This is a genomic window from Sporomusa termitida, assembly GCF_007641255.1.
Classification (GTDB): Bacteria; Bacillota; Negativicutes; order Sporomusales; family Sporomusaceae; genus Sporomusa; species Sporomusa termitida.
Genome location: NZ_CP036259.1, coordinates 336,424 through 358,233, shown reverse-complemented (window position 1 = coordinate 358,233; position 21,810 = coordinate 336,424). Strand labels below are relative to the sequence as shown.

The 21,810-nt window shown below is 48.0% G+C and carries 17 protein-coding genes and 3 riboswitches; of the genes, 4 read left to right on the top strand and 13 right to left on the bottom strand.

Annotation, left to right across the window (positions count from 1 at the left end; translation table 11 throughout):
* Positions 1-70: 70 nt before the first annotated feature.
* The 4 genes from SPTER_RS01655 to SPTER_RS01640 all read right to left on the bottom strand — a co-directional run bounded on the left by SPTER_RS01655 (position 71) and on the right by SPTER_RS01640 (position 6,505).
* Positions 71-1,036, bottom strand: a complete 966-nt coding sequence (locus SPTER_RS01655; RefSeq protein ID WP_144348766.1) for an ABC transporter substrate-binding protein — start codon at positions 1,034-1,036, stop codon at positions 71-73.
* Positions 1,033-2,007, bottom strand: coding sequence for a TIM barrel protein (locus SPTER_RS01650; RefSeq protein ID WP_144348765.1), 975 nt, complete (start codon positions 2,005-2,007; stop codon positions 1,033-1,035). The genes SPTER_RS01655 and SPTER_RS01650 overlap by 4 nt, the downstream gene beginning before the upstream one ends.
* 494 nt (positions 2,008-2,501) lie before the next feature.
* A riboswitch (cobalamin riboswitch) is annotated at positions 2,502-2,683 on the bottom strand.
* A gap of 228 nt (positions 2,684-2,911) precedes the next feature.
* The gene (locus SPTER_RS01645) at positions 2,912-3,844 is read right to left on the bottom strand and encodes a sirohydrochlorin cobaltochelatase (protein ID WP_144348764.1); all 933 of its coding nucleotides are present in this window, start codon (positions 3,842-3,844) and stop codon (positions 2,912-2,914) included.
* Between the two features lie 349 nt (positions 3,845-4,193).
* Positions 4,194-4,372: riboswitch (cobalamin riboswitch) on the bottom strand.
* A gap of 141 nt (positions 4,373-4,513) precedes the next feature.
* On the bottom strand, positions 4,514-6,505 hold the full coding sequence (locus SPTER_RS01640; RefSeq protein WP_144348763.1) for a diguanylate cyclase domain-containing protein: 1,992 nt from the start codon (positions 6,503-6,505) through the stop codon (positions 4,514-4,516).
* Between the two features lie 283 nt (positions 6,506-6,788).
* Positions 6,789-6,971: riboswitch (cobalamin riboswitch) on the bottom strand.
* Positions 6,972-7,316: 345 nt separating this feature from the next.
* Between SPTER_RS01640 and SPTER_RS01635 the strand changes: the two genes are divergently transcribed.
* Positions 7,317-8,174 (top strand): class I SAM-dependent methyltransferase, encoded by an 858-nt coding sequence (locus tag SPTER_RS01635; RefSeq protein ID WP_144348762.1) that lies wholly within the window; start codon positions 7,317-7,319, stop codon positions 8,172-8,174.
* A gap of 102 nt (positions 8,175-8,276) precedes the next feature.
* Here SPTER_RS01635 and SPTER_RS01630 read toward each other — a convergent pair whose 3' ends face one another.
* On the bottom strand, positions 8,277-8,699 hold the full coding sequence (locus SPTER_RS01630) for a DUF3842 family protein (protein WP_144348761.1): 423 nt from the start codon (positions 8,697-8,699) through the stop codon (positions 8,277-8,279).
* Between the two features lie 479 nt (positions 8,700-9,178).
* On the opposite strand from SPTER_RS01630, the gene SPTER_RS01625 reads away from it, so the two are divergent.
* Positions 9,179-9,787, top strand: coding sequence for an FmdE family protein (locus tag SPTER_RS01625; protein ID WP_144348760.1), 609 nt, complete (start codon positions 9,179-9,181; stop codon positions 9,785-9,787).
* A gap of 2 nt (positions 9,788-9,789) precedes the next feature.
* Positions 9,790-10,644 (top strand): SAM-dependent methyltransferase, encoded by an 855-nt coding sequence (locus SPTER_RS01620; protein WP_170233098.1) that lies wholly within the window; start codon positions 9,790-9,792, stop codon positions 10,642-10,644.
* A gap of 351 nt (positions 10,645-10,995) precedes the next feature.
* On the opposite strand, the gene SPTER_RS01615 is transcribed toward SPTER_RS01620, so the two are convergent.
* Complete coding sequence (locus SPTER_RS01615; RefSeq protein WP_144348758.1) at positions 10,996-11,583, bottom strand: class I SAM-dependent methyltransferase; 588 nt, start codon at positions 11,581-11,583, stop codon at positions 10,996-10,998.
* A gap of 558 nt (positions 11,584-12,141) precedes the next feature.
* A complete protein-coding gene (locus SPTER_RS01610; RefSeq protein ID WP_170233097.1) occupies positions 12,142-12,540 on the bottom strand; it encodes an ATP-binding protein in 399 nt (132 codons plus the stop codon).
* A 354-nt stretch (positions 12,541-12,894) separates the two neighbouring features.
* Here SPTER_RS01610 and SPTER_RS01605 point away from each other — a divergent pair, with 354 nt between their 5' ends.
* Entirely contained in the window at positions 12,895-14,280 is a 1,386-nt protein-coding gene (locus SPTER_RS01605; protein WP_144348756.1) for an NAD(P)/FAD-dependent oxidoreductase, read from the top strand.
* Positions 14,281-14,328: 48 nt separating this feature from the next.
* Here the strand turns inward: SPTER_RS01605 and SPTER_RS01600 are convergent, their stop codons facing one another.
* From SPTER_RS01600 to SPTER_RS01575, 6 genes are all read right to left on the bottom strand, one after another.
* Entirely contained in the window at positions 14,329-15,483 is a 1,155-nt protein-coding gene (locus SPTER_RS01600; protein ID WP_144348755.1) for a cation:proton antiporter, read from the bottom strand.
* A 238-nt stretch (positions 15,484-15,721) separates the two neighbouring features.
* On the bottom strand, positions 15,722-17,743 hold the full coding sequence (feoB, locus tag SPTER_RS01595) for a ferrous iron transport protein B (RefSeq protein ID WP_144348754.1): 2,022 nt from the start codon (positions 17,741-17,743) through the stop codon (positions 15,722-15,724).
* Positions 17,740-18,567, bottom strand: a complete 828-nt coding sequence (locus SPTER_RS01590; RefSeq protein ID WP_211367388.1) for an HD domain-containing phosphohydrolase — start codon at positions 18,565-18,567, stop codon at positions 17,740-17,742. Before SPTER_RS01590 ends, feoB begins: the two co-directional genes overlap by 4 nt.
* The gene (locus SPTER_RS01585) at positions 18,567-19,556 is read right to left on the bottom strand and encodes a GGDEF domain-containing protein (RefSeq protein WP_144348753.1); all 990 of its coding nucleotides are present in this window, start codon (positions 19,554-19,556) and stop codon (positions 18,567-18,569) included. The genes SPTER_RS01590 and SPTER_RS01585 overlap by 1 nt, the downstream gene beginning before the upstream one ends.
* A 187-nt stretch (positions 19,557-19,743) precedes the next feature.
* Positions 19,744-20,511 carry a sugar phosphate isomerase/epimerase family protein gene (locus SPTER_RS01580; protein WP_144348752.1) on the bottom strand — a complete coding sequence of 256 codons (768 nt, stop codon included), beginning with the start codon at positions 20,509-20,511 and terminating at the stop codon, positions 19,744-19,746.
* Positions 20,512-20,540: 29 nt separating this feature from the next.
* Positions 20,541-21,806, bottom strand: coding sequence for an SLC13 family permease (locus SPTER_RS01575; protein WP_144348751.1), 1,266 nt, complete (start codon positions 21,804-21,806; stop codon positions 20,541-20,543).
* Positions 21,807-21,810: the final 4 nt, after the last annotated feature.

Sequence of the window (21,810 nt, the reverse complement as noted above, 5' to 3'; positions counted from 1 at the left end):
TCCTCCGCCTCGTCTTGCGAAAAAATTCCCGTGAATTATTTTACGCTTTCAATGTAGGCGGACCACTACGTTACTTCTCAGGGAAATATTGAGGATAGGCATAGCTGGCCAGGTTTTTTACACCCCAAACTATGTACTGCGATGTACAAACCAAATACCGTTCAGGTATTGAGACAAGCTGCTGCCGGCGAATGGCCTTAACCGACTGCAGGGCCGGATCATTCTGGATATCGGCGGCAAATTGCGCCATATCGGTTTTGCCGGTGTAATCCCAGGTTGGCATTAACAGTATGTCAGGATTCACCTTGACCAGCTGTTCCTTGGACAATATATCATTCATCCCCAGCCCGGCAAGGGCGGCCCCGTTTTTCACGCCGGCATACTGGCAGATATCGTCAAAAGTCGTGCCTTTACCGTCACTGCCACCCATCAGGGAAAAACGGACCACCACCGGCCTTTGGCTGTCAGGTATCGGCCTGACCCTGTCAACAACCTCGGCCAGCGTATTGTCCATATCGGCAACCAGCTTCGCTCCCGCCTCCGGTTCGCCGACCGCCCGGGCAATCTCCAAAATTACGTTTTTGATTTCTTCAATGGAATTAGGCCATTGATAAATATAGACGGGAAAACCTGCATCCCGGACTGTCTGCACAAACTCTAGCGGCTGCCAGTCCGGCACAATCACGAGATCAGGCTGCAGGGCAATGACAACTTCCGGGTTAGCCCGTATTCTCGCCGGTACGGCCTTAGCCTGTTCGGTAATATTGGACAGGCCGCCGTCATCTGCCAGATAAGTCAGGGCGGCAATCCGCCCTGACGGTACCAGGCCCAGCAGAATTTCATCGGTACTGACCGACAAAGATATAATCCGCTGGGGTTTCCCCCGCAATTTCAGTACATTTCCCTGGCCGTCTCTTACCTCATAGCCGGCCGCCGACGGCTCGGCCTGGGGTCTCTGCTGATTAGCACAGCCTGCGCACAAAAGCAATAGGCAGAGTAAAAATACGATCGGTTTGATTATCTGAAAATATCTCATATATCTGACCTCACCCTGCTTAATGCCTGTTGCTGGCAGTTAATTTTCTCAATCCATTCACTCATTGTATTTTTCATAAACTCATGTACCAGGTAGTCAGGCTGTATATAATCCACAATGCGCCCTGCTTCGGGCACACTAAACGGTAGATGCTCATCAATCTTAAGTACATGATGCATAAGTTCAGTCATTGAATATTGCTCCTGGTGCTGCCGCCTGTTTTGACTTTCCCTGATATATTCGCCCGACAAGGAGTGATGCAGATGAATCCCCTTAATATACTGGCTGTAGCTGCCGAGCCGGGATATTGTTCTAAGAATGTAGTCAATGCCCTCGGCCTGGGTTCGTAAGGCCGGATTGGTATTCATCAGGTGCCCCGTATCCAGCATAATGCCAACATTCCGGTGAGCTACGCCCTCCAGCAGATACGCTGTCAGTTCCTTGCTCTGCAAGGTTAGCCCCGGCCACCACAGATTTTCAAACAACAGGGTCATATCTGCAGGTATCGAGCTGTGGAGTGCGTTAATAACCTCTACCGTTGCTTCAATTACCTCCCGGTCGGAGGCATGAAATTTCCAGGTAAACAATTCGGAGATGCGGGCATGACTGACATGGAACACAACATACTTAGCTCCCGCCTGCTTGGCGGCCATAATGTTCTCCCGGTAAACAGTAAGCCACTCTTCCCTGGTTATACCGCCATAACAGTCCCTGATAGCAGCCTCATTGCCAAACTGCTTTAATAATGCACACTGATCGCCACGCCAAAAATCGAGCCACCAGGGCCAGAAGCGGAGATGAACGCCATGGATCCATTCTTTTTTATGGAGAGTTTCATCCAACGGCCCGCAAAACATCATCTCAATGCCGTCTAAATGGTGACAATGCAAAAATCTCTGCAGACATTCCCCATTATTGTTGATGAGATCATTATCAGTCGTATAGTTTGACAAATTTACAAGCTGTAGCATATGTACATCCTTTACTGTGCCGGAAGAAGAAAGATGCCGCCTGCGAAAGGTTGGCATCTGCCTCTAAAGCTTTTATTTTTTAGCTACTCGATGGCGTAAGCCGGTAAGCATATGACTTAGACTCAGCCCTTACCCGCTGATAAGGGCAACCGCACACTTTTGCTCTGCGCTCTGTTTAACGTCAATGTTTCATATGTTTTCAGGATGGAAGTATTACCACTAGGTACACAGTCCGATAACCTGTAACAACCTCGCGCTGACCAATTAAGTTTGTCAACCGGCCAATTAGCTGGAACATATTGTGACACTTCATTTCCCTCCTTAAACCGTCCCCCGCATGGTCAGGGCCTACGGGGGTATAGCTACAATATGGCAATAAAAAAATCCTGGTACTTAATACCAGGAGTGAATTCAGCAGATCGCTAACTTCTTGAGTATACCCGAGAAGATACGCGCTTAACTGTAATCCCCTCCCCATACCTCGTGGGTCTCTAACGGCGATTGTCAGCTAGGCAGTTCTCCTGGCTCCGGCTCATCGCTTGCTTAAACCTTCCCGGGAATCTTATCCCCAGTGGCATATCTTAAGCTTGCTCCCCGTTACAGTGGCGGGACCGCGCCGGTTTCTCACCGGTCTTCCCTATTAAGCCCATTGGGCACCCAACTCAACAGTATTAAATTACAAAACAGGTTCGATTTTAGTTTATCGAACAGTAAGAAGCTTGTCAATAGTTTCCGCGGGATTTTGCATATATTCCAACAATCCGTAATTTTCAGATATTTTTTTCTTTTTTGCTTGCATCAGGAAGACAATAACCTGCTTGTATTATTTATGCTGCTTTTTATATGCAAAGCAAAACACATCTCCAAAAAACATTGGAGATGTGTTTTTACAGTTTGCCTGTTTTTAATGGTTTTTAGCTTCAGGATTATTAAGTTCATCAATCGCATCTTTTATATGTTGAACATAGATATCCTGGATTTTTTCATTTTCGCCTAAGCCATGGATATAGGTGTCAACTTTAATACCGGCGGCAATAAGCTGAGTTTTGTGGGAATCACTTTCGTCACCGGCCATATCATTGACGGCATGATCGCCGGCTACCAGCATTAACGGCATCAGGGTTACTTTTTTGACTTTATTGGCTTTCAGCTTGTCAATCGTACCTTCCAGGGTAGGATAGCCTTCTACAGTATAAACATATACATTTTTATAGCCTGCATCCTGTAGTTTTTCCTGCAGGGCAGGATAGGTAGCAGTGGCAGGGTGGAGCCCGCCGTGGCCCAGCAGCAGGACAGCTTCATTCTTCTTAAGTTTCGGGTATTGGGTTGCTAATGCTTCGACTACTGCCTGATAATCATCGGTGGTGTCTTCCTGGCCCATATAGTAAAGCAGGGGTCTGCCAATTGTAAGCTTTTCAAAGGTTTTAGCCGCTTGCGCATGGGCCACCGCACTTTTAATCAGCTCATATTCTTCACCGGCGGTAATTTGCATAGGTTGTACAATAACTTCAGTAAAGCCTTCGGCTTTGAGGCGGTCAAGCGCTTGTTTCTCAGTATCAATCTTGATACCGTCACGTTCGGCTAATCTTTTAATGATAATCCGGGAGCTAAATGCCCGGCGCACTTCATAATCAGGGAATTCAGCCTGTATTTTATTTTCAACTGCTTCAATAGTTGCTTTCAGTGTGTCGTGGTAGGTTGTACCAAAACTCACAACCAAAATAGCCTTTTTACCAGCCGCAGCCGGTGCAGCCGCAGCCAGCGACGGGATCAGGCTGACGCAACCAAATACGGCCAGCATACAGATCGTGGTAAGTAAGGAAAAAATTTTTTTCATAAATAAAACAACTCCTTTAAATTTTACATAACGAATGCCTGGAGAAAATCCCCGCAATTCTTCACCTGCTGATTACCTCATAGGCAGCCTCCTCACTGCAATAAAATATTTATATGATAGTAAAACTGTAAAAAGAAAGGTCTGCTAGAGACCCGCGCCAATGCGCAATTCAAAAGGAGCGTTGAGAAGAATGTCATTAAATTAAAACTCCCAACCGTTAAAGTTGGGAGTAATAAACAGTAGTCTTATAAAAAAACTCCTGGCTGTTAACCAGGAGTGAATTAAGCCAGATACGCTATTTTATGCCAGCGTCTACTGTAATCCCCTCCCCATGCCTCGTGGGTAATAAACGGCGATTGTCAAATAGGCAGTTCTCCTGACTCCGGCTCATGGCTCACTTAAACCTTCCCAAGACAAATGCTCAGTGGTATATCTTAAGCTAGCTCCCCGTTACAGTGGCGGGACCGCGCCGGCATTAAACCGGACTTCCCTATTAAGCCTTTAGGCACCTATTTCAAACATATTAAGTTGTCCTCTGTGAAATTAGCATAACACCTCAAGAAATGATTGTCAATCCTTAAAAAATGATTGTCTGCAATTATCACTCTATTCTAAATTTATCATGCGGCAGCATCCGCCACTAAAGGCCTGTTATGCCAAATCGATCCATCATTTTACATCCAGCGACTTATAATAAAGACGCTTACTTTCATACATGCGTTTATCAGCCTCCTGAATCAGGCATTCCAGACTGACTTCGCTGCTCGCGGCGGCGCCAATGCTGACACTGAGAGTCAAATCAGCATACACATTAGCAACAATGCCCGGTTGCCACCATTTGCTATTGCGTTGTATCCGCTTAATAATAATCTGTGCTTCCGGGAGAGAAACCCCCGGCAGCAGCACAACAATCTCATCACCACCATAGCGAAAAGCGCGGTCGTCACTGCTGATACTATTTTTCACAACCTGAGCAGCAGCCTTAATTAACATATCACCGGCCACATGCCCATATTGGTCATTGACAAGCTTTAGGCCATTAATGTCAATCATCAGCAGTGTAACCGGCGCCGGCTGCTCTGCGGCCTGCCGGCACTGCTCTGCAAAAAACCGGTCAAAGGAATGGCGGTTCAGTAAGCCTGTCAATTTATCATACTCGGCCAGGTACTGGACTTCCTCGTGCAGGCGGGCATTCCTAATCGCAATCGCAGTCTGGCTGGCCAGTGCTTCCAGAAGCTCCAGCCGTTCCTGCGACTCCTCACCCGGACTGGTTCTTTCAATATATAATATCCCCAGTAAATCACGCCGGTAGATAAGCGGGACATAATATTTTGCCAGCTTGCCCTGTTCATCAGCAGCCATGACTGTCCGCAAAGTACTGTAAACCTGGTTTGCCGCCTCACGGTAACCCTCCTGGCCTTCAATCGGCTCACTGCGGCTGTACTCATGCGTATGCATAGCCGGGATACCGTCGTTGGTTTCACTTGATAAATAAATTTCGGCCTTGTTAACCACCATCGTCTTTCTTATAATCCTCAGGATGCCGTCAATGATCTCGGCAATACTTAACGAGGAGGTGATGATCTGGGCTGCCTGATACAAGGCGGCCTGCCTTTCCAGGGCGGCATTCAGACTGCGGGCCACTTTCTCCCGCTCGGTCACATCAATTGTGACCAAAACAGTGCCGATAAACTTACCACTGGCATCCGTTACCCGTGAATACCGGTTCTCAATAAACCGCCCATTACGGCCCATTAGGCGATACCATGCCTTTTTTTTACCAGCCCGCAGCTGCCCCAGCTTGTCCTCGAGAATTTTTCGCCGGTGCTGGGGATAACTGTCTAAAAAGTTTTTACCTAATAAAGTACCTTCAGGCAATTGCCGTATCTGCTCTGCACAGGCATTACAAAATACAACTGTATTGTTTTTATCCAAACAAATGACCCCTAAATTTGCTATATTCTCCAGGTAATGCCCAACACTGCCGGCAGATAAAACCAGCTGCTGCTTTTCCTGTCTCGCTGCCTGGCCGGCGCCCATCCTGCCGGCAGCAAACATAGCCGGTTCTAATGCCAAAAAGGCTTTTACCAGAGCCCGGTCGAACTGACTGTCAGCCGCCCGTTCCAGCTCACCCATAGCTTCATGCCAGCTTCTTACCTGCTGATAATTCTGGATTGTCGTCATAACATCAACGGCTTCGGCAATATGAATGATCCTGGCTGGCAAGGGGATTTCCAAGGCTTTGAGTTTATTGGGGTAGCCATTGCCATCATAACGCTCGTGATGGTGCAGTACCCCGGCAATAAGCTCCCGCAGCTCTTTGGATCGCAGCAGCATCTGGCTGCCATAGACCGGATGGCGCTCCATTTCATTCCGGTCATACGGATCATAAGTACCCTGTTTATATAAAACCTTGATCGGTACATTTATTTTACCAATATCATGCAGCAACGCCATTGCACCAATATTCACAATCTCAGTATCACGGCAGCCGGTCGCTTGGGCCAGCCTAACCGCATAATATGCCACCCTTTGCGAGTGGTTAAATACAAAATTAAACTGATGGGATAAGATGGACAGATAGAAATTAAAATCTTCCCGTTGTCCCCACTCTTGATAAACGCACTTTAATAGTCCGTTGTCCTGTGTGGTAAAACTCATCTTCGCACACACCGCCTTATTATGTTAGCTGTATTTACAAAGCATACCGGATGTTTTTCCCGCTTCGGTACATTGATAAACAGGCAGCACAACTGATGAATCAAGCTGGCAGCTTGTATTTTCCCAAACAAAAAACTCCCGCTGCTTAAGCCGGGAATAGTAATAACAGTTTGCCAAAACAAAACTCCTGGTACCTCATTATACCAGGAGTGAATTCAAGCGACGCAATGAGTCTGTAACCAAGCGCCTACTGTAATCCCCTCCCCATACCTCGTGGGTAAAAACGGTGATTGTCAGCTAGGCAGTTCTCCTGGCTCCGGATCATAGCTTGCTTAAACCTTCCCAAGACCAATTATCCCAGTGGTATATCTTAAGCTTGCTCCCCGTTACAGTGGCGGGACCGCGCCGGTTTCTAACCGGACTTCCCTATTAAGCCCCGCAGGGCACCCAACTCGCCGTATGTAATTAAGTTGATGACAATTTTAGTATAAGCTTTATTGTAAATAGTGTCAACAACTTAGCCTATTGCGTAATTGCTGGTAATTTACTGTTTTATTTTATTGTTTTCAGCATACAAGCAATGCTATTGCTAATTGACAATTACTGCAAAACAATTTATATTTAAACTAGTAGCTTGAATCATGAAGATTCAAACACTCCGGTATGAAACCTAAGGGATAATTCCTTGGACTTCATGCTTTTTTTACATTATCAGAAAGTTTATCCCCTGTCTGATAATATTCAGAGCCTAAGGCTTCTGCCGGCGCCTAAAGGACTTTATTAATTTACATAGCAGGAAGGATGACAAGCCATGTGCAATACCAAGTTTTGGACTGAGGCCTGGCAGGAAGCGCGTGAGAGTTCCCATCAGGCCCCAAGTTATGGCAACAAACAAGGCTGGCAGCAGTTTTGGAATGATTTTGCCGAGCAGTACGCCCTGCGCAACCGCCAAAGCCGGCCGATATATAATGCAATTATTGACGGCTTAGTTGCCGACGGTGTAATAACCCCGGCCAGCACAGTACTGGACATAGGCTGCGGAGCCGGTACCTTTACCTTGCCGCTGGCCGCCAGGGCCAAACAGGCAACAGGGTTGGATACAGCTGCACAAATGCTGTCTGTCCTGCAGTCCGAGGCCGCTCACGACAGGATTTCCGACCGGATTACGGCCCTCCAGGCCGACTGGCTGGACCTGCCGGCCGAACCTGCTTATGATGTGGTGTTTGCCGCCAACACTACCGCTATTAACGATTATGACAGCTTAATGAAAATGAATGAACTGTCCCGCGGTACCTGCTGCCTGATCGGCTTTGCCGGCACCTATCACATCAAAGTGCGGACACTGTTATGGGAGCACCTGATCGGCACACCGCCTGAGCAAACGGCGTTTGATATCCAATACCCGTTTAATATCCTGTATCAGGACCGGTATCTGCCTAATATTAAATTTTACAGCTACCGCCAGCGCTACCGGGAGACACTGGCTTTTATGATTGAATATTACACCAGTTATTTCAAGCTGTTTGGTCTGGACAGCCCGGAGACGTCAGCTAAAATTACTGAATTCCTGGCTAACCGGTCAGTGGAAGATTACTGCACCGAACTGATTAACTCGACTATCGGCGTGCTGTGGTGGCGGGCTGACCGCAAGACCACAGTACTGGAATAACAGGCTCAGCTGAATGGCAGCAGCTCCAAACACACAAACAACCCGGCACACAACCGGGTTGTTCTTCTTTACATGATTAGTTACTAAGTTGGCGTTACAAGGCTACCAGGTCTTGCCTAGAACAAGCTCGGTTACCCTGGCAATTGCCTCTTTAATAGAAACCACCAGCGGCCGGCTTTCAAGGCCAACGATATCGAAATGGCTTTGATTTACCGGCACCAATACCTTATGCGCATCACAAGAGGCAATTACTTCGGCAATTTTGGGGGTGATCTCCCCCATTAAGGAATTAGGAATTATAATACCAATCGGACCTACTACAATATTTGCCTTGCGGATTGAAACGACCACGGCATTTTCACCGGTAGCGCCACGCATCGCTCCGGCCCGTACCATATTATTGGTCGCCAGTGCATTTGTCCCCAAAGCAATAATATCTGCTTTTTGACCCAGCTGTGACGTAAGCTGGGTCACCAACTGCACACCAAGCCCCCCGCCCATACCATCAATAACTGCAATTACCATACAGACCCTACCACCTTCCACAAAAATGGACGATTGATTATTAATTCGGCAATAAATTGAAAATTCCTTCGTTATTACCGGGAACCACTACCGCTATTATACCCCTCAAAGTAAATTAACCATCAAGACAACTGCAACAAGCAGAGCCTTCATGGCTGTTTAAAAAATCTATAGAAGATAAAAGTATTGCCGAGCCCAGATAAACTGCCGCATTCTACGGCAAACGATAATTTCAACTATCGTTTAATATCTTGAATTGTACCAAATTTCACTAATTGTGTCAATTAATTATGCAAAAAATCTGCAAAATATTTGGTTATAAAAAACAGCTCCGCATTTGACAGTATTGGACAAATAACTGATAATATAGTTAATTTGCACTAAAAAATTTAAAGTAAGGTACAAATCTTATCGTGCCCGGTAAATTACCGGGCCAATCCTTACTCTGGATCCAGAACATTGCCGAGGAGGAAGAGAAAATGACTAACCGAGCTGCCGACTACCAGAAGGCTGTTGAATTCCACGGCCATTGCTGCCCAGGACTTACCATTGGCTATCTGGCTGCCAAAGCCGCCCTTGAGCGCCTTAATGTAACCCGGGCCAATGACGAGGAGCTTGTCGCAATTGTTGAGTCTGACGGCTGCGGCATTGATGCTGTTCAAGTGCTGCTGGGCTGCACCATTGGCAAAGGCAACCTTATTTACAAAGACCATGGCAAACAGGCCTATACGATCGGCAACCGCCAGACAGGTAAAGCCGTACGGGTTGCGGTGACCGGTGAAAGCAGCCCCCTGTCCCCGGAGCAGGAAAGCCTTAAAAACACAGTGTTTAGTGGCCAGGCCACAATCGAGCAGGAGACTGCCTGGCAAAAAATCCAGGAAAAACGAATTGCTCAGCTGTTGGTTACCCCCTTGGCAGACCTGTTTAAGATTACGGATGTTGAGCTTACACTGCCGCCAGAGGCCAAAATCTTTAACTCTGTCATCTGTGCGTATTGTGGTGAAAAAGTTATGGAAGCCCGGGCCCGTTTAAAAAACGGTAAAATCGCTTGTTTAGCCTGTACCGAAGAATACAGCCGGGGATGGTAAATTTGGACAGTCAGCTTGCGGACGAGCCGTTAAATAATGTCCGGTTTTGGGATAGAGCCTGGCAAAACGCCAATAAAAAGGCTGGTCGGCGCCCGCCTGACCCTAAGCTGTGGCAGGAATATTGGAACAGCTTTTCCAGCCGCTATGCCGAACATAATGAAACCAGCAAAACAGTCCACCAAGACATCATTGCCAGGTTGGTTGCCCACGGGACAATTAAACCAGGCGATACACTGTTGGATATTGGCTGTGGTCCCGGCACCTACGCCCTGCCGCTGGCAGCATATGATGTTAAAGTCACCGGCCTTGATACCTCCCCGGGTATGCTGGCAGCCTTGTCCGGCCAGGCAGGAAAAGCCGGTCTGGAGAAAAACATCACTCCTTTGCTGGCCGACTGGCAGGACATTGCCCCGAGTCCGGCCTATGACATAACCTTTGCCGCTAAGAGCCCGGCTATTAATAACTATGACAGCCTGATGAAAATGACGAAAGTAGCCCGCAGAGTCTGCTGCCTGATCGGCTTTGCCGGTAAACATGATATTAGCTTACGCCGTCTCTTATGGGAAAAACTCTTGCAGGAGCCGGCACCGGGGCCATCCTTTGATATCATCTATCCGCTTAACATCCTGTATCAGGAAGGCTACCGCCCCAACCTGACCTTCACCACTTACGGTCAAACCACGCAGGAACCGCTTCCCTATCTGATTGATCACTATATCAGTTATTTTAGCGTACTGGGCGTTACCGGCGCTGAGACCGAAAACACGATTCGCACTATCCTTGCAAGCATCGCTATTGATGGTTATTGTGCCGAAACATCGGAAACAACTGTTGGTATTATGTGGTGGCAGGTATAAGCTCTGCACATTTATTGGACTCTTGTTGCTACATTTCCCGGGAAATGACATTAATCGACCGTAAGACTTACTCTTATTCTGGTCAAAATACTTTTCGCAGCTAAATACGGATAAGGGCTGGCATTATTCTACAGATACTTCTCAGCTTACCTCCCTTTTCCTCCGGAACAATGCCAGCAAAAGCTGTGATTAATCGCCAGTCCTATTCACAAATGCGGCTATTGCAGTAACCACAGTTGATAATGTGCTAATTTTCCTCGTAAAGATACAACGGCAAAATGAGCTTATTTTGCCGTTTACAAAATCATTCGCTATATGCTTAGGCTATCAAAAGCATATCGCAAGAAACCTCTATGTTTTCCGGGCCTTGATAAAATAGCAATCACTGTCATCAATCCTGCATATTACCTCGTACCCAGCCCCGGTCAGCCATTGGCTTACCGTCTCCCCGCAGGCCAGACGGTCTTCTTTTACCGCGGCGCTGGCCTGATGAACGGCATTTACCTGCTGGCGCGACAGATCATGCATGATCGTCAGCATACCCCCGCTGTTAAGTGCATTACGAATATGCTGCAAAAACAGGGACTTGTTTTTAACATGCGGAAAAAAATTAAAACAAATCACATGATCAAATCCAGGCGCCGTTGAAAAATTCATGATATCGGCAACAACAAACTCAATATTCCTCAGGGCCGCATATTTAGTTTTGGCCTGCTGCAGCATATTGGCAGAAAAATCGACAGCTGTAATTTGCCCCTCATTGCCAACAACCTTGTGAATATACGGCAACAATACACCAGTCCCGCTGCCGGCATCAAGCACTCTGGATCCCGGCGCTATCCCGATCAGCTCCACCAGTTTGCCGATCTTACCGGCATCGGCTGCCCGTGTTGCATCCCACTGACCGGCAATGCGGTCGAAAAAAAGTTCATCCCCCATTGCTTTTCACCTGCCTCACAGGGTACTACTTAACCCGAAGTTTTCATTAACCGCAATTCCTCTTCCAGCCTGACTATACCTTACTGTTTTGAGCCAGACTGATATAACAGGAACGGCCTTTTGTTCGGCCCCCACCTTATAACTTCTGCCCTCTCCCGGTTTCACAGCCCTGTGATAACCGGGATTTTATCTGTAAGCGGCGGTGGTGAACTATGCAGTCTCAGTCCACAACTTATCCAGATACTGTTTGTATGAATTTTCTTTAGTGTAGAGATAGCCCAAAAATAAAGACCATAAAGGTAACGTCAAAATTCATAACCGTTATAACCTTCATAGCCATAGTTTACGATGTTGATTTAAACTCACTATTCCTGCTTAGGAAATACAGCATTGATCAATGACTAACATGCGTTTATTACTTCTTTCGGATTTTTACCGCCGTCCCCATGACAACCTCACCGGTCACCATGCCCAGGTATTCGTTAACCTCAAACCCTTCCGCAAAAACCGGGGGCGTAGTAATAATCACACAATGATACCGCTTAAACACTGCTCTGCTTAATTATTATACCCAAGCTTGATTACCAGCATAATCTCATTGCCCTGGTGGTTAAAACAAACCTCATCAGCCATAGCTTTCATGATTAACAGCCCCCGGCCGCTTTCATCAATCAGCTTCTCATCAAACAACTCAGCCAGGTCCTGGCTGCACAAGGAGTGTAACAATAGATTACCGGCAAAGCCTTGGCCTGAGTCTTTGACCCGCAGGATCAGTTTTCCGCCAATGCGGCTAATCTTAACACGCACCTTACTCCCCTGGCGAAAGGCGTTATTAACGGCTTCATTAAAAATAACCTCAACCTTGCCAGTGTCCTCACCGGCAAGCACAGTAAACAGCTGCCGCATCCGCGGCCTGAGTTCCGTGAGAGCCTCAGCTCCATTGACTTCCTGTGTCATAACCTCAATACTCACGGCAATATTCCCATCCTTTACAATACAGCTTTTAATTCTTTCCCTGCCTGATATGCATAACCGCCATGTTAGTCAGCTGCCATGGCTTTCCTGATAACAGAAAAAACCACGCTGTAGAGAGCCTGGCTAAGAATACTGGTGTGAAGTAGGAAATTAAGTCTTTTGACAAAATTCTATCATATACAACAAACACTGTCTAGTGATTTGAACACTGCATATCTATTATTTTACAGTTTTAATCTCTCTGTTTCAACCGATTTCCTATTTACAAACATTATTTGGTAAAGTATAATGTGTTACGGTTCGTGCCACAATCATATCGAGAGGTGGTTTTTTTTCATGGCTGAAAAATTTGACATCGGCATCATAGGCGGCGGCCCGGCTGGTGTATTTGCCGCCTATGAACTTGTCAGCAGCAATCCGGACATCAAGGTTGCTTTATTAGAGGCCGGACACGACATTTATTCGCGGCACTGCCCCATCTCGGATAAAAAAGTTCCCTCCTGCATTAAATGCAATCCCTGTGCCATTATGCGCGGTTTCGGCGGCGCCGGGGCTTTCTCTGACGGCAAATATAACTTTACCACCAAATTTGGCGGCTGGCTGAATGAATACCTGTCAGACCAGCAGGTATTGGACCTGATTGATTATGTTGACCAAATCAATATAAAATACGGCGCCCCGGCTGAATACTTCAGCACTCAAAACAGCGGTCTGGGCAAAGTGGCTTTACAGCATGACCTGCATCTGCTGGACGCCCGGGTCCGGCACCTGGGCACGGAAAACAATTTAAAAATTCTTGAGGCCGTCTATGATCATTTACAAGAAAAGATAACCATGCTGTTTGGCGTAATGGTAACCACAATCCAAAAACATAATAACACCTTTGTTCTGGAAACAGCCAGCAGCGGCCGGATTGAATGCGACTACCTGATTGCCGCGCCGGGACGGGCCGGCTCGGAATGGTTTGCCAACCAGTGCCGCGAACTGGACCTGCCGCTGACCAATAATCAGGTCGATGTCGGTGTTCGCGTGGAAATCCCGGCCGAGGTATTTCAGCACATTACCGATGAGGTATATGAAGCCAAGCTGGTATACCGGACAAAGCAGTACGGCGACTTGGTCCGGACATTCTGCATGAACCCCAAAGGCTATGTCGTTGCTGAAAATACCGACGGGATTGTTACCGTCAACGGCCACAGCTACCGGGATGAAAAGCTGCACAGCAAAAATACCAACTTTGCCCTCCTGGTCAGCAACAAGTTTACCGAGCCCTTCACCGAACCCCATCAATACGGTAAACGTATCGCTTCCTTTTCCAATATGCTGGGCGGCGGCGTCCTGGTGCAGCGCTTTGGAGACCTGTTAAAAGGCCGCCGTACCAATGAGCACCGTCTGTCCCAAAGCTTCACGCAGCCAACCCTCAAAGCAACCCCGGGTGATTTAAGCCTGGTATTGCCCAAACGCCACCTGGATAACATCATTGAAATGATCTACGCCCTTAATAATATTGCTCCCGGTATGACCAATGATGACACCCTGCTGTATGGGGTTGAAGTCAAGTTCTACAGCTCACGCCTGAAACTGACCGGGGAGCTGGAAACAGAGATTGAGAACATGTTTGCCATTGGCGACGGGGCCGGCATTACCCGCGGTTTATCCCAGGCCAGTGCCAGCGGCGTGCATGCCGCCAGAATTATTAATGCCCGGATGAAACACAACTAGTGAACCCGCCAAAACCTGCACAAGGTTTTGGCGGGTTCTTCAATACAGCTATAACTCTTGGTTCTCACATTTTTGACCCGCAAATAGTGTTTTCAACAAGGGAGGGGTCACTAAGGTCGTGAGAATCACGACAATAATGACAGCCGTAAAAAGCTCTGCTTCCAGTAAATTCGCTTCCAGTCCAATAGCCGCAATAATTAACGCAACCTCGCCCCGTGATATCATCCCGGCCCCGATCCGCAGGGAAGATTTATTATTACAGCCGGTTAGTCTGGCGCCAATCCCAGAGCCAAACAGTTTGGTTAATATGGCAATCAGGGTAAGCCCTATTATGATCCCTATTTGACTGCCAGTCCCGGCAAACGAAACCGACAGGCCAATACTAACAAAGAATACCGGCACAAAAAAAGCATAGGCCATAGGCTCAATTTTGCGCTCCACCTGGTGTTTAAACTTCGTTTGAGCAATAGCGAGCCCGGCGGCAAAGGCGCCAATGATTCCTGCTACGCCCAGTGATTCCGCCAAATAGGCAAAAAAGAAACAAATTAATACTGCTGCGCTTGTTACCGGCTCGGAAACACGCAAAGGCGCAAATTTTTTCAATAGCCATGGTACAGCCTTCCAGCCTAAGAATCCAATTACCGCAAAAAACAGGATTTTCTTGCCAATGAGCAGACTAAGGCTGACTTGCTCCCCCGTAAGAAAACTCATCATGATGGCCAGTATGATTACAACCAAAACATCATCCAGCACTGCTGCTCCCAATATGGTTGTACACTCACGGCTTTTTAACTGGCCTAACTCTTTGAGAGTCTGGGCCGAAATGCTTACTGACGTAGCTGAAAGTATCAGCCCTAAAAACAACGAATGAGACGGCTCCAGCCCGATGCCTAAGCCAGCAAAATAACCAAAAGTCAACGGCAGGATAACCCCGCCTACGGCTACTGCAATACATGAGTTACAGTTTTGATTAAGAGCTTGAATATCAGTTTCCAGACCGGCCAGAAACATTAACAGTAATACGCCGATTTCACTGATTTGCATAATCGTCTCTGATTTATCAATCCAGCCCAGCACGGCCGGTCCGATCAGAATCCCACTTATTAGCTTTCCCAGTACGGCGGGCTGCCCTAATCTGATACTTAGTTCCCCGGCGAGCTTGGTTGTCAGCAAAATAATCAACATCTGTAGGAACAGGAACATCGGCATTCTCCTTTTTAAAATTACATTGATCGTCTCTTAAAAATAGACAGGAGGAACCCTGGTGACAGGCTCCTCCTTAAAAACACCAACAATATTTATTTGTAATATAAGTTATATAATAAACAAAGCTACGGCCAATGTCAAGCCAGCGGTCTATAATTATACACCCAGCTGACTTCCAAGTGAGATAGCGTATTATTTTTCTAATGTGGATAAAACTCTATTCGCCGGCATGCAGCTAATAGCCCAGCAAGGTTCCCCCCTGGAATATAATAAAAGACAAAATCCAGGCTAATCCGGTTGTATAAACAGGGCTGAATAATGCCCACTGCCAGGAGTTGGTTTCCCGCTTGATGACGGCAATTGCCGCCAGACAGGGCGAGTAAACCAAAACAAAGACCATTAAAGAATAGGCGACAAGCGGGCTGAAAGCCGGATCATTGCTGATAGCCGCCTGCAGGGCTACTGCCGTTTCTCCGGTCTGATCAATATGGTAAATCATCCCTAAGGTACTGATAAGCACTTCTTTAGCGGTAAAGGCCGATACCAATCCCAAACCAATCTTCCAGTCAAAGCCGAGGGGCGCAATCCACGGCTCTACCAGCTTGCCCAATTGACCGGCATAACTTAGCGCAATGTTGTCTGTGGTTGGATAGTTTACCAGAAACCATATTAAAATCGAAACAGACAGGATAATCGTTCCGGCTTTGCGCAAATAAAGCAGGCTCCGTTCCCACATATGGATAATCATGCTTTTCATTGTCGGCCAGCGGTAAGGCGGCATCTCCATAACGAAGGGCTCACTCTCCCCCTTGAAGAGCAGCGTGCGGAAAGCGCTGGCCAGCAGAACCGCCAGTAAAATACCCAGGAAATAAATAGAAAACAAGACTGTGCCGGCGACCTTGTCCGCAAAGAAGGCCCCAATCAGCACCGTATATACAGGCAGCCTGGCGCTGCAGCTCATAAAAGGGGCCACCAAAATTGTGACAAGCCGGTCACGGGGGTTTTCCAGCGTCCGGGTTCCCATAATGGCAGGAACACTGCAGCCAAACCCTAATAAGAGCGGGATAAAGGATTTGCCGTGCAGACCAACAGCCCGCATAATCCTGTCCATAATAAAAGCCGCCCGCGCCATATAGCCGGTATCCTCCATAAAGGAAATACCAAGAAATAAAATAAGGATATTTGGTAAAAAAACAATGACACTGCCAACACCGCCTAAAAGGCCATCAATGATAAAAGACTGTAATTCACCGTCAGCCAGATAGTCACCGGCTAATTGTGACAAACTGCTAAAGCCAGCCTCAATCCAGGCCTGTGGATAGGCACCAATAGTAAATACCAGATTAAACAGCAGCCACATCAGGCCCAGAAAAATCGGCAAGCCGGAGAACTTTCCGGTTAAGACGACATCCAGTTTATCCGAAGTGGTCATGCCGTCATCGGCCCTGATTGTCACGGCATGGGTATATACGGCAGCAACAAACCGGTGTCGCTGTTCAGCAATAAGGAAGGCCGGGTCCCCTACTTGCTCAAACAAAGCCTGCCGGCGCAGCCTCGCAGCCTTAGCCACCGGTTCACTGCCGGCAATACCGGTTAAATACCGGCTTGCTTCACTGTCGCCTTCCAGGAGCTTTAAGGCCAGCCAGCGCCGGGGAAAACGAACTCCGCCTTTGATCTGAGCCAGTAACTGGCTGATCTCGTCGATCGCTTCTTCAATTTTGCTGTCATAAAGAAGAGTAACCCCGCCCGGTTGCCCATATTCGGCAGTTGCCGCCGCCAATGTCAGAATATCTTCGGTTCCCTGATTCTGCCTGCCAATACAACGCACAACCGGCGTATGCAGAACCTGCGCCAGCCGCTTGTCATCAATCTGTATCCCCTTGCCGGCCGCCGCATCAACCATATTCAGGGCTATAACCACCGGCCTTTGCAGTTCTAATAGCTGCAGGGTCAGATACAGGTTACGCTCCAGGTTGGCCGCATCGACGACATTTACGATGATATCAGGTTTATCGTGAACAATAAAACTACGGGCTACCAATTCATCGGTTGAATGCGCCATTAACCCATAGGTGCCCGGCAAATCCACGACAATGAACTCTTTGTCCTGGTATTTTCTGAACCCCTCCCGCTTCTCTACCGTAACACCGGGATAATTGCCCACATGCTGTTTAGAGCCTGTGAGGTTATTAAAGATTGTGGTCTTGCCAGAATTGGGATTACCGGCGAGAGCGAGGGTTAGCTGCGAATTCGTCACCCTATCGCCACCTCAATTAATCGGGCTTCTTTTTTTCGTAAGGATAGATTAAACCCCTTAACTTTAATCTCCATGGGGTCTCCCAGGGGAGCAAATTTTTGTACGGCTACGCGCGTGCCGGTGATGATGCCCATATCGACCAGACGCTGTTTAATCGAACCCCGGCCGGTTACTTTGGTTACTCGTCCCTGCTCGCCGGGCAGCATTTCACTCAGCCATTTCACAGCCTCGGTGTCTCCAGGCAGTTTCCCCTCCTGACAAAGCCGGACAAAAGCGTCGGCAATTTCCGGATCAAATTGCGTCCCCCGGCAGCGCAGCACCTCCTGCACTGCTTCCTCCTGCGATCTACAGGGGCGGTATGAGCGTTCACTGGTCATCGCATCAAATGCATCGGCAAGGGCAATGATCCTGGCCCCTAACGGAATGGCTGTCCCGGCAAGCCCCGCCGGATAGCCCAGACCATCCCACCGTTCATGATGGTAACGGACAAGCTTGGCAATTGGCCTTAGCATCGTTACCTTGTTAAGGATATCATAACCCACCTGGGAATGACTTTTAATTACCTCAAACTCTTCGGTAGACAGCTTGTCAGGTTTTAGCAGGATATGATCCGGTATGCCAATCTTGCCGATATCGTGCAGATGGGCGGCCACATGAATCGTATCCTGATTGGACCGGCTCATACCCAACTGTCTGGCAACAGCGGCTGCGATCTCGGCCACACGGTCAGAATGTCCCCGCGTATATGTATTCTTAGCATCAAGTGCAGCCGTAAACGCCTCGACAAACTCGTGCACCCCGGCACTCTGGAGCAATGCTTCCATTAATGAGTCACTCCTCTTGGCCCTAGTTGCGCAAACAATTCATCGTTGTCTTGTCCTTGTTGGGCACAGTCAAAATAAGCGACCTTGTCCCGCCCGGAATTCTTCGCCACATAGAGAGCCTTATCAGCATATTTGTACAATAATTCCGCCTTGGTATAATCGGGCCGGTCACCGCTGAAGGCGCCGATAGAGCAGGTAATATTTATACTTTTGCCATCGCAGGATTGAAACACATATTCTTTGATACAATGGCGTATTTGTTCCGCCAGTTCCAGTGTTTGCGACAGATTAGTATCTGAGAGCAAAACGGCAAACTCTTCACCGCCAATCCGGGCTACCATATCACTGCGTCGCAACCGGTTGCGCAGAATATAGGCAATGGCTTTCAGGACAACATCACCGGCCTGATGTCCATAGGTGTCGTTTACCTGTTTAAAATAATCGATATCCAGGATAAATAGCGACAGCGGCTGCTCATTACGATTTGCCCGGCAGATCTCCTGTTCCAGATGGTCGAAAAAATGCCGCCTGTTGGATAATCCTGTTAACGGATCCGTCATAGCCATCTCATTTAAACGCTTATTGGCCACTTCCAGTGCTTGTTTCTGTTCGATCAATTCCTGCTGAGCCCCGTCCAGTTCATTAATGGCCTCGTTCAATTGCCCTTCCCGCAGCATAATTTCGCGGGCCATCCAGTTCATATCCCGCATCACGGAAACAAACTCATTCTCTTCCCCGTTATCTGCTGCTTCATTGGGCAATGCCGTATGAACCCGGTATTTCCCTTCCTTAACCAGCTTGCATAACGCCCTGATAGCACCTAAATCCTTGGTTACCAGCCAGCGGGCGGTCATAAACGGGCCCAGTAAACCAACCAGTGCGGCTACGCCAGCCCCGGCAGCAACCGCCTGATCCATAAAGATAATGACTATAACAGGCACTTCTGCCGCCACAGTCATCAGAATTTGCAGCTTTGTAGTTATTTTCACCCGATAACCTCCAAACTTTAAATATTTTGAGAATGGTTATCAATTTAAATTCTAAAAAAAGTACCGGCCCCAAGCCAGTACATTTAATAATGGTTTTCATTATCATTTTATTTTAATTGGTCTTTTTTGTCAACTATTATTTATTTAAGAACCCCCGGATACCCTAAGGTATTCAGGGGTTCAGACCCTAACCCAAATAGGTTAAGCTTTGAAAAATACGTTCCATTGGTTTATCACCGCCAGGAAATTCCAGGGCAAAAATGCCGGTATAGCCGCTGGCCTGAATCCGCGCTTTCAAACCCTTCACATCAACAAGGCCTGTGCCTGGATGCCCGTGTTGCAAAGCCGCATTCTCGCAGATGATATCCTTCAGATGAACATAACCCACCCGGGGCAGAAACCAGTCTAAGGCCTCTTCCGGCTTGGTGTTGGCATAAAGCCAGTTACCGGTATCATAGGTCAAGGCCAGTTCAGGCAGTACAGCAAAGAGTTCTTTAAATATCCGGGGATTGCCTTTGGCGGCATCAGGCCCGTTTTCAACAGCAAGTACAAGCCCCAGCGATTTAGCTGACGCAAGCACCGGTTTCATTGCTTCCGCCCACCAGGTGGTATGCACAAAGCTGGCATCATAGGCCCCACTGGCAACATTAAACCGCAAAACCTTGGCGCCAAGGCGGTCAGCCAGCTGGAGGCCAGCCTGCAGGGAGTCGATTGCCTGCAGCGTTTCTGCTTGTGACCCGGCCAGTAATGCTTCATTCGAAGCATAGGCACACACCATATCATACTGCCGTAAAACTTCCCTGATTAACGGAATTTCTTCCTCGCTGTTTTGCCAGTATGGGCGGAATTCAACACCTGCACAACCGGCCTCCTGAGCTAACAAGATTAATTCTGCCTGACGCATGCCGGCTTTTAGTTCTTTATCCCAGGTTGCAGCGCTAATAATAAGCGTCATTTATATTACCTCCGTCAGTGATTCGCAAATTAGACCTTCAGTACCGTGAAGAACAGCCAGCTTAATATCGACCCGACAACAGCCATCGCAAAGCCCCAGATGAGCATGCTGCGGAATAGTTTCTGTTTATCCGCTTTCGGACCGGCAGCGCCAATAAGCAGGGCACCGGTTGTGGACAGCGGGCTGACGTCAACCAGGTGACCGGCCAATATGATACTGTAAATAATGGCCAAGGGATCGCCGCCGCCCATTTTGGCGACAAGATCAGGCACCAGGGGAATAAAAGCCGGCATAATAACACCGGAGGTGCTGGCATAGGCCGAAATAACGGCGGCAACAAAACCAACCACCAGGGTTGCGGTGTTCGGGGTAGAAAATTCAGCAATAATGTTGGAGAACAACGCCATGCCGCCAACATTTTTCATCAGGCCAACAAGTACGGTTACCCCGCAGACCATCAGGATTGTATTCCAGGGCATGCTTTTTACGGCCTGATTCTCATCTCCGGCATTAAGCAGTGTCAAAATCGCGCCAATCGTGAAGCCGGTGAGACCAACATCAAATTTGAACCCTAAAGCCAATACCATGAGCACACCAATACCGGTAAGGGTCATGAGCTGTTGTTTGGTGAAAGCGTCAACCCTGATATTAGCAAGGGCACTTGCATTGCCATGACCTGCAGCCCCTTGTTTCCACAGCTTAAGACCGCCAAACATTACATAAGCCAGCATAGCTACGGCAAAATGGCCCAGGAAGGTATTAAAAAACACCGGGAAAGCGATACCGGTAAAACCCAGGTCAGCTGACAGGCCGTTGGCAATGACACCGGCCGGCGCAATGGGCGACAGCGCACCGGCCTGACCGCCGTTACCAACCATAAGCGCCATAAGGAAAGGCGATATGCCAACTTCTTCAGCCAGCAGCATGGCTGCCGGCGCCATAAGAGCAATGATGGAAATATGGCCCGGGCCGATCGCCGACAAGGCAAAGGCCACAAAAAATAAAACAATAGGCAGAAGGGCGACATTTCCACGCACTGCTTTAACAGCATACTTGGTAATTTTATCAATGGTGCCGTTGACCTGGGCAATACCAAACAAATAGGTCACCCCGGCCAACGTCATAAACAGGCCGAGCGGAAAGCCGGCAATAATCTTATCCGGCTTAATACCGCCCATAACATGACCGACAATAAACGCCAGACCAATGGCCATAATACCGATGTTCTTGGGTGAAATGCAGCTAACGATGATAGCAATGAGCAATGCTACTAATGACAATACAGATACATCCACTATT

What these genes read in the sequence shown, in the direction of transcription:
- SPTER_RS01655 (WP_144348766.1), bottom strand. Translation starts at nt 1,036, where the DNA reads ATGAGATATTTTCAGATAATCAAACCGATCGTATTTTTACTCTGCCTA.
- SPTER_RS01650 (WP_144348765.1), bottom strand. Translation starts at nt 2,007, where the DNA reads ATGCTACAGCTTGTAAATTTGTCAAACTATACGACTGATAATGATCTC.
- SPTER_RS01645 (WP_144348764.1), bottom strand. Translation starts at nt 3,844, where the DNA reads ATGAAAAAAATTTTTTCCTTACTTACCACGATCTGTATGCTGGCCGTA.
- SPTER_RS01640 (WP_144348763.1), bottom strand. Translation starts at nt 6,505, where the DNA reads ATGAGTTTTACCACACAGGACAACGGACTATTAAAGTGCGTTTATCAA.
- SPTER_RS01635 (WP_144348762.1), top strand. Translation starts at nt 7,317, where the DNA reads ATGTGCAATACCAAGTTTTGGACTGAGGCCTGGCAGGAAGCGCGTGAG.
- SPTER_RS01630 (WP_144348761.1), bottom strand. Translation starts at nt 8,699, where the DNA reads ATGGTAATTGCAGTTATTGATGGTATGGGCGGGGGGCTTGGTGTGCAG.
- SPTER_RS01625 (WP_144348760.1), top strand. Translation starts at nt 9,179, where the DNA reads ATGACTAACCGAGCTGCCGACTACCAGAAGGCTGTTGAATTCCACGGC.
- SPTER_RS01615 (WP_144348758.1), bottom strand. Translation starts at nt 11,583, where the DNA reads ATGGGGGATGAACTTTTTTTCGACCGCATTGCCGGTCAGTGGGATGCA.
- SPTER_RS01610 (WP_170233097.1), bottom strand. Translation starts at nt 12,540, where the DNA reads ATGACACAGGAAGTCAATGGAGCTGAGGCTCTCACGGAACTCAGGCCG.
- SPTER_RS01605 (WP_144348756.1), top strand. Translation starts at nt 12,895, where the DNA reads ATGGCTGAAAAATTTGACATCGGCATCATAGGCGGCGGCCCGGCTGGT.
- SPTER_RS01600 (WP_144348755.1), bottom strand. Translation starts at nt 15,483, where the DNA reads ATGTTCCTGTTCCTACAGATGTTGATTATTTTGCTGACAACCAAGCTC.
- SPTER_RS01590 (WP_211367388.1), bottom strand. Translation starts at nt 18,567, where the DNA reads ATGGAAGCATTGCTCCAGAGTGCCGGGGTGCACGAGTTTGTCGAGGCG.
- SPTER_RS01580 (WP_144348752.1), bottom strand. Translation starts at nt 20,511, where the DNA reads ATGACGCTTATTATTAGCGCTGCAACCTGGGATAAAGAACTAAAAGCC.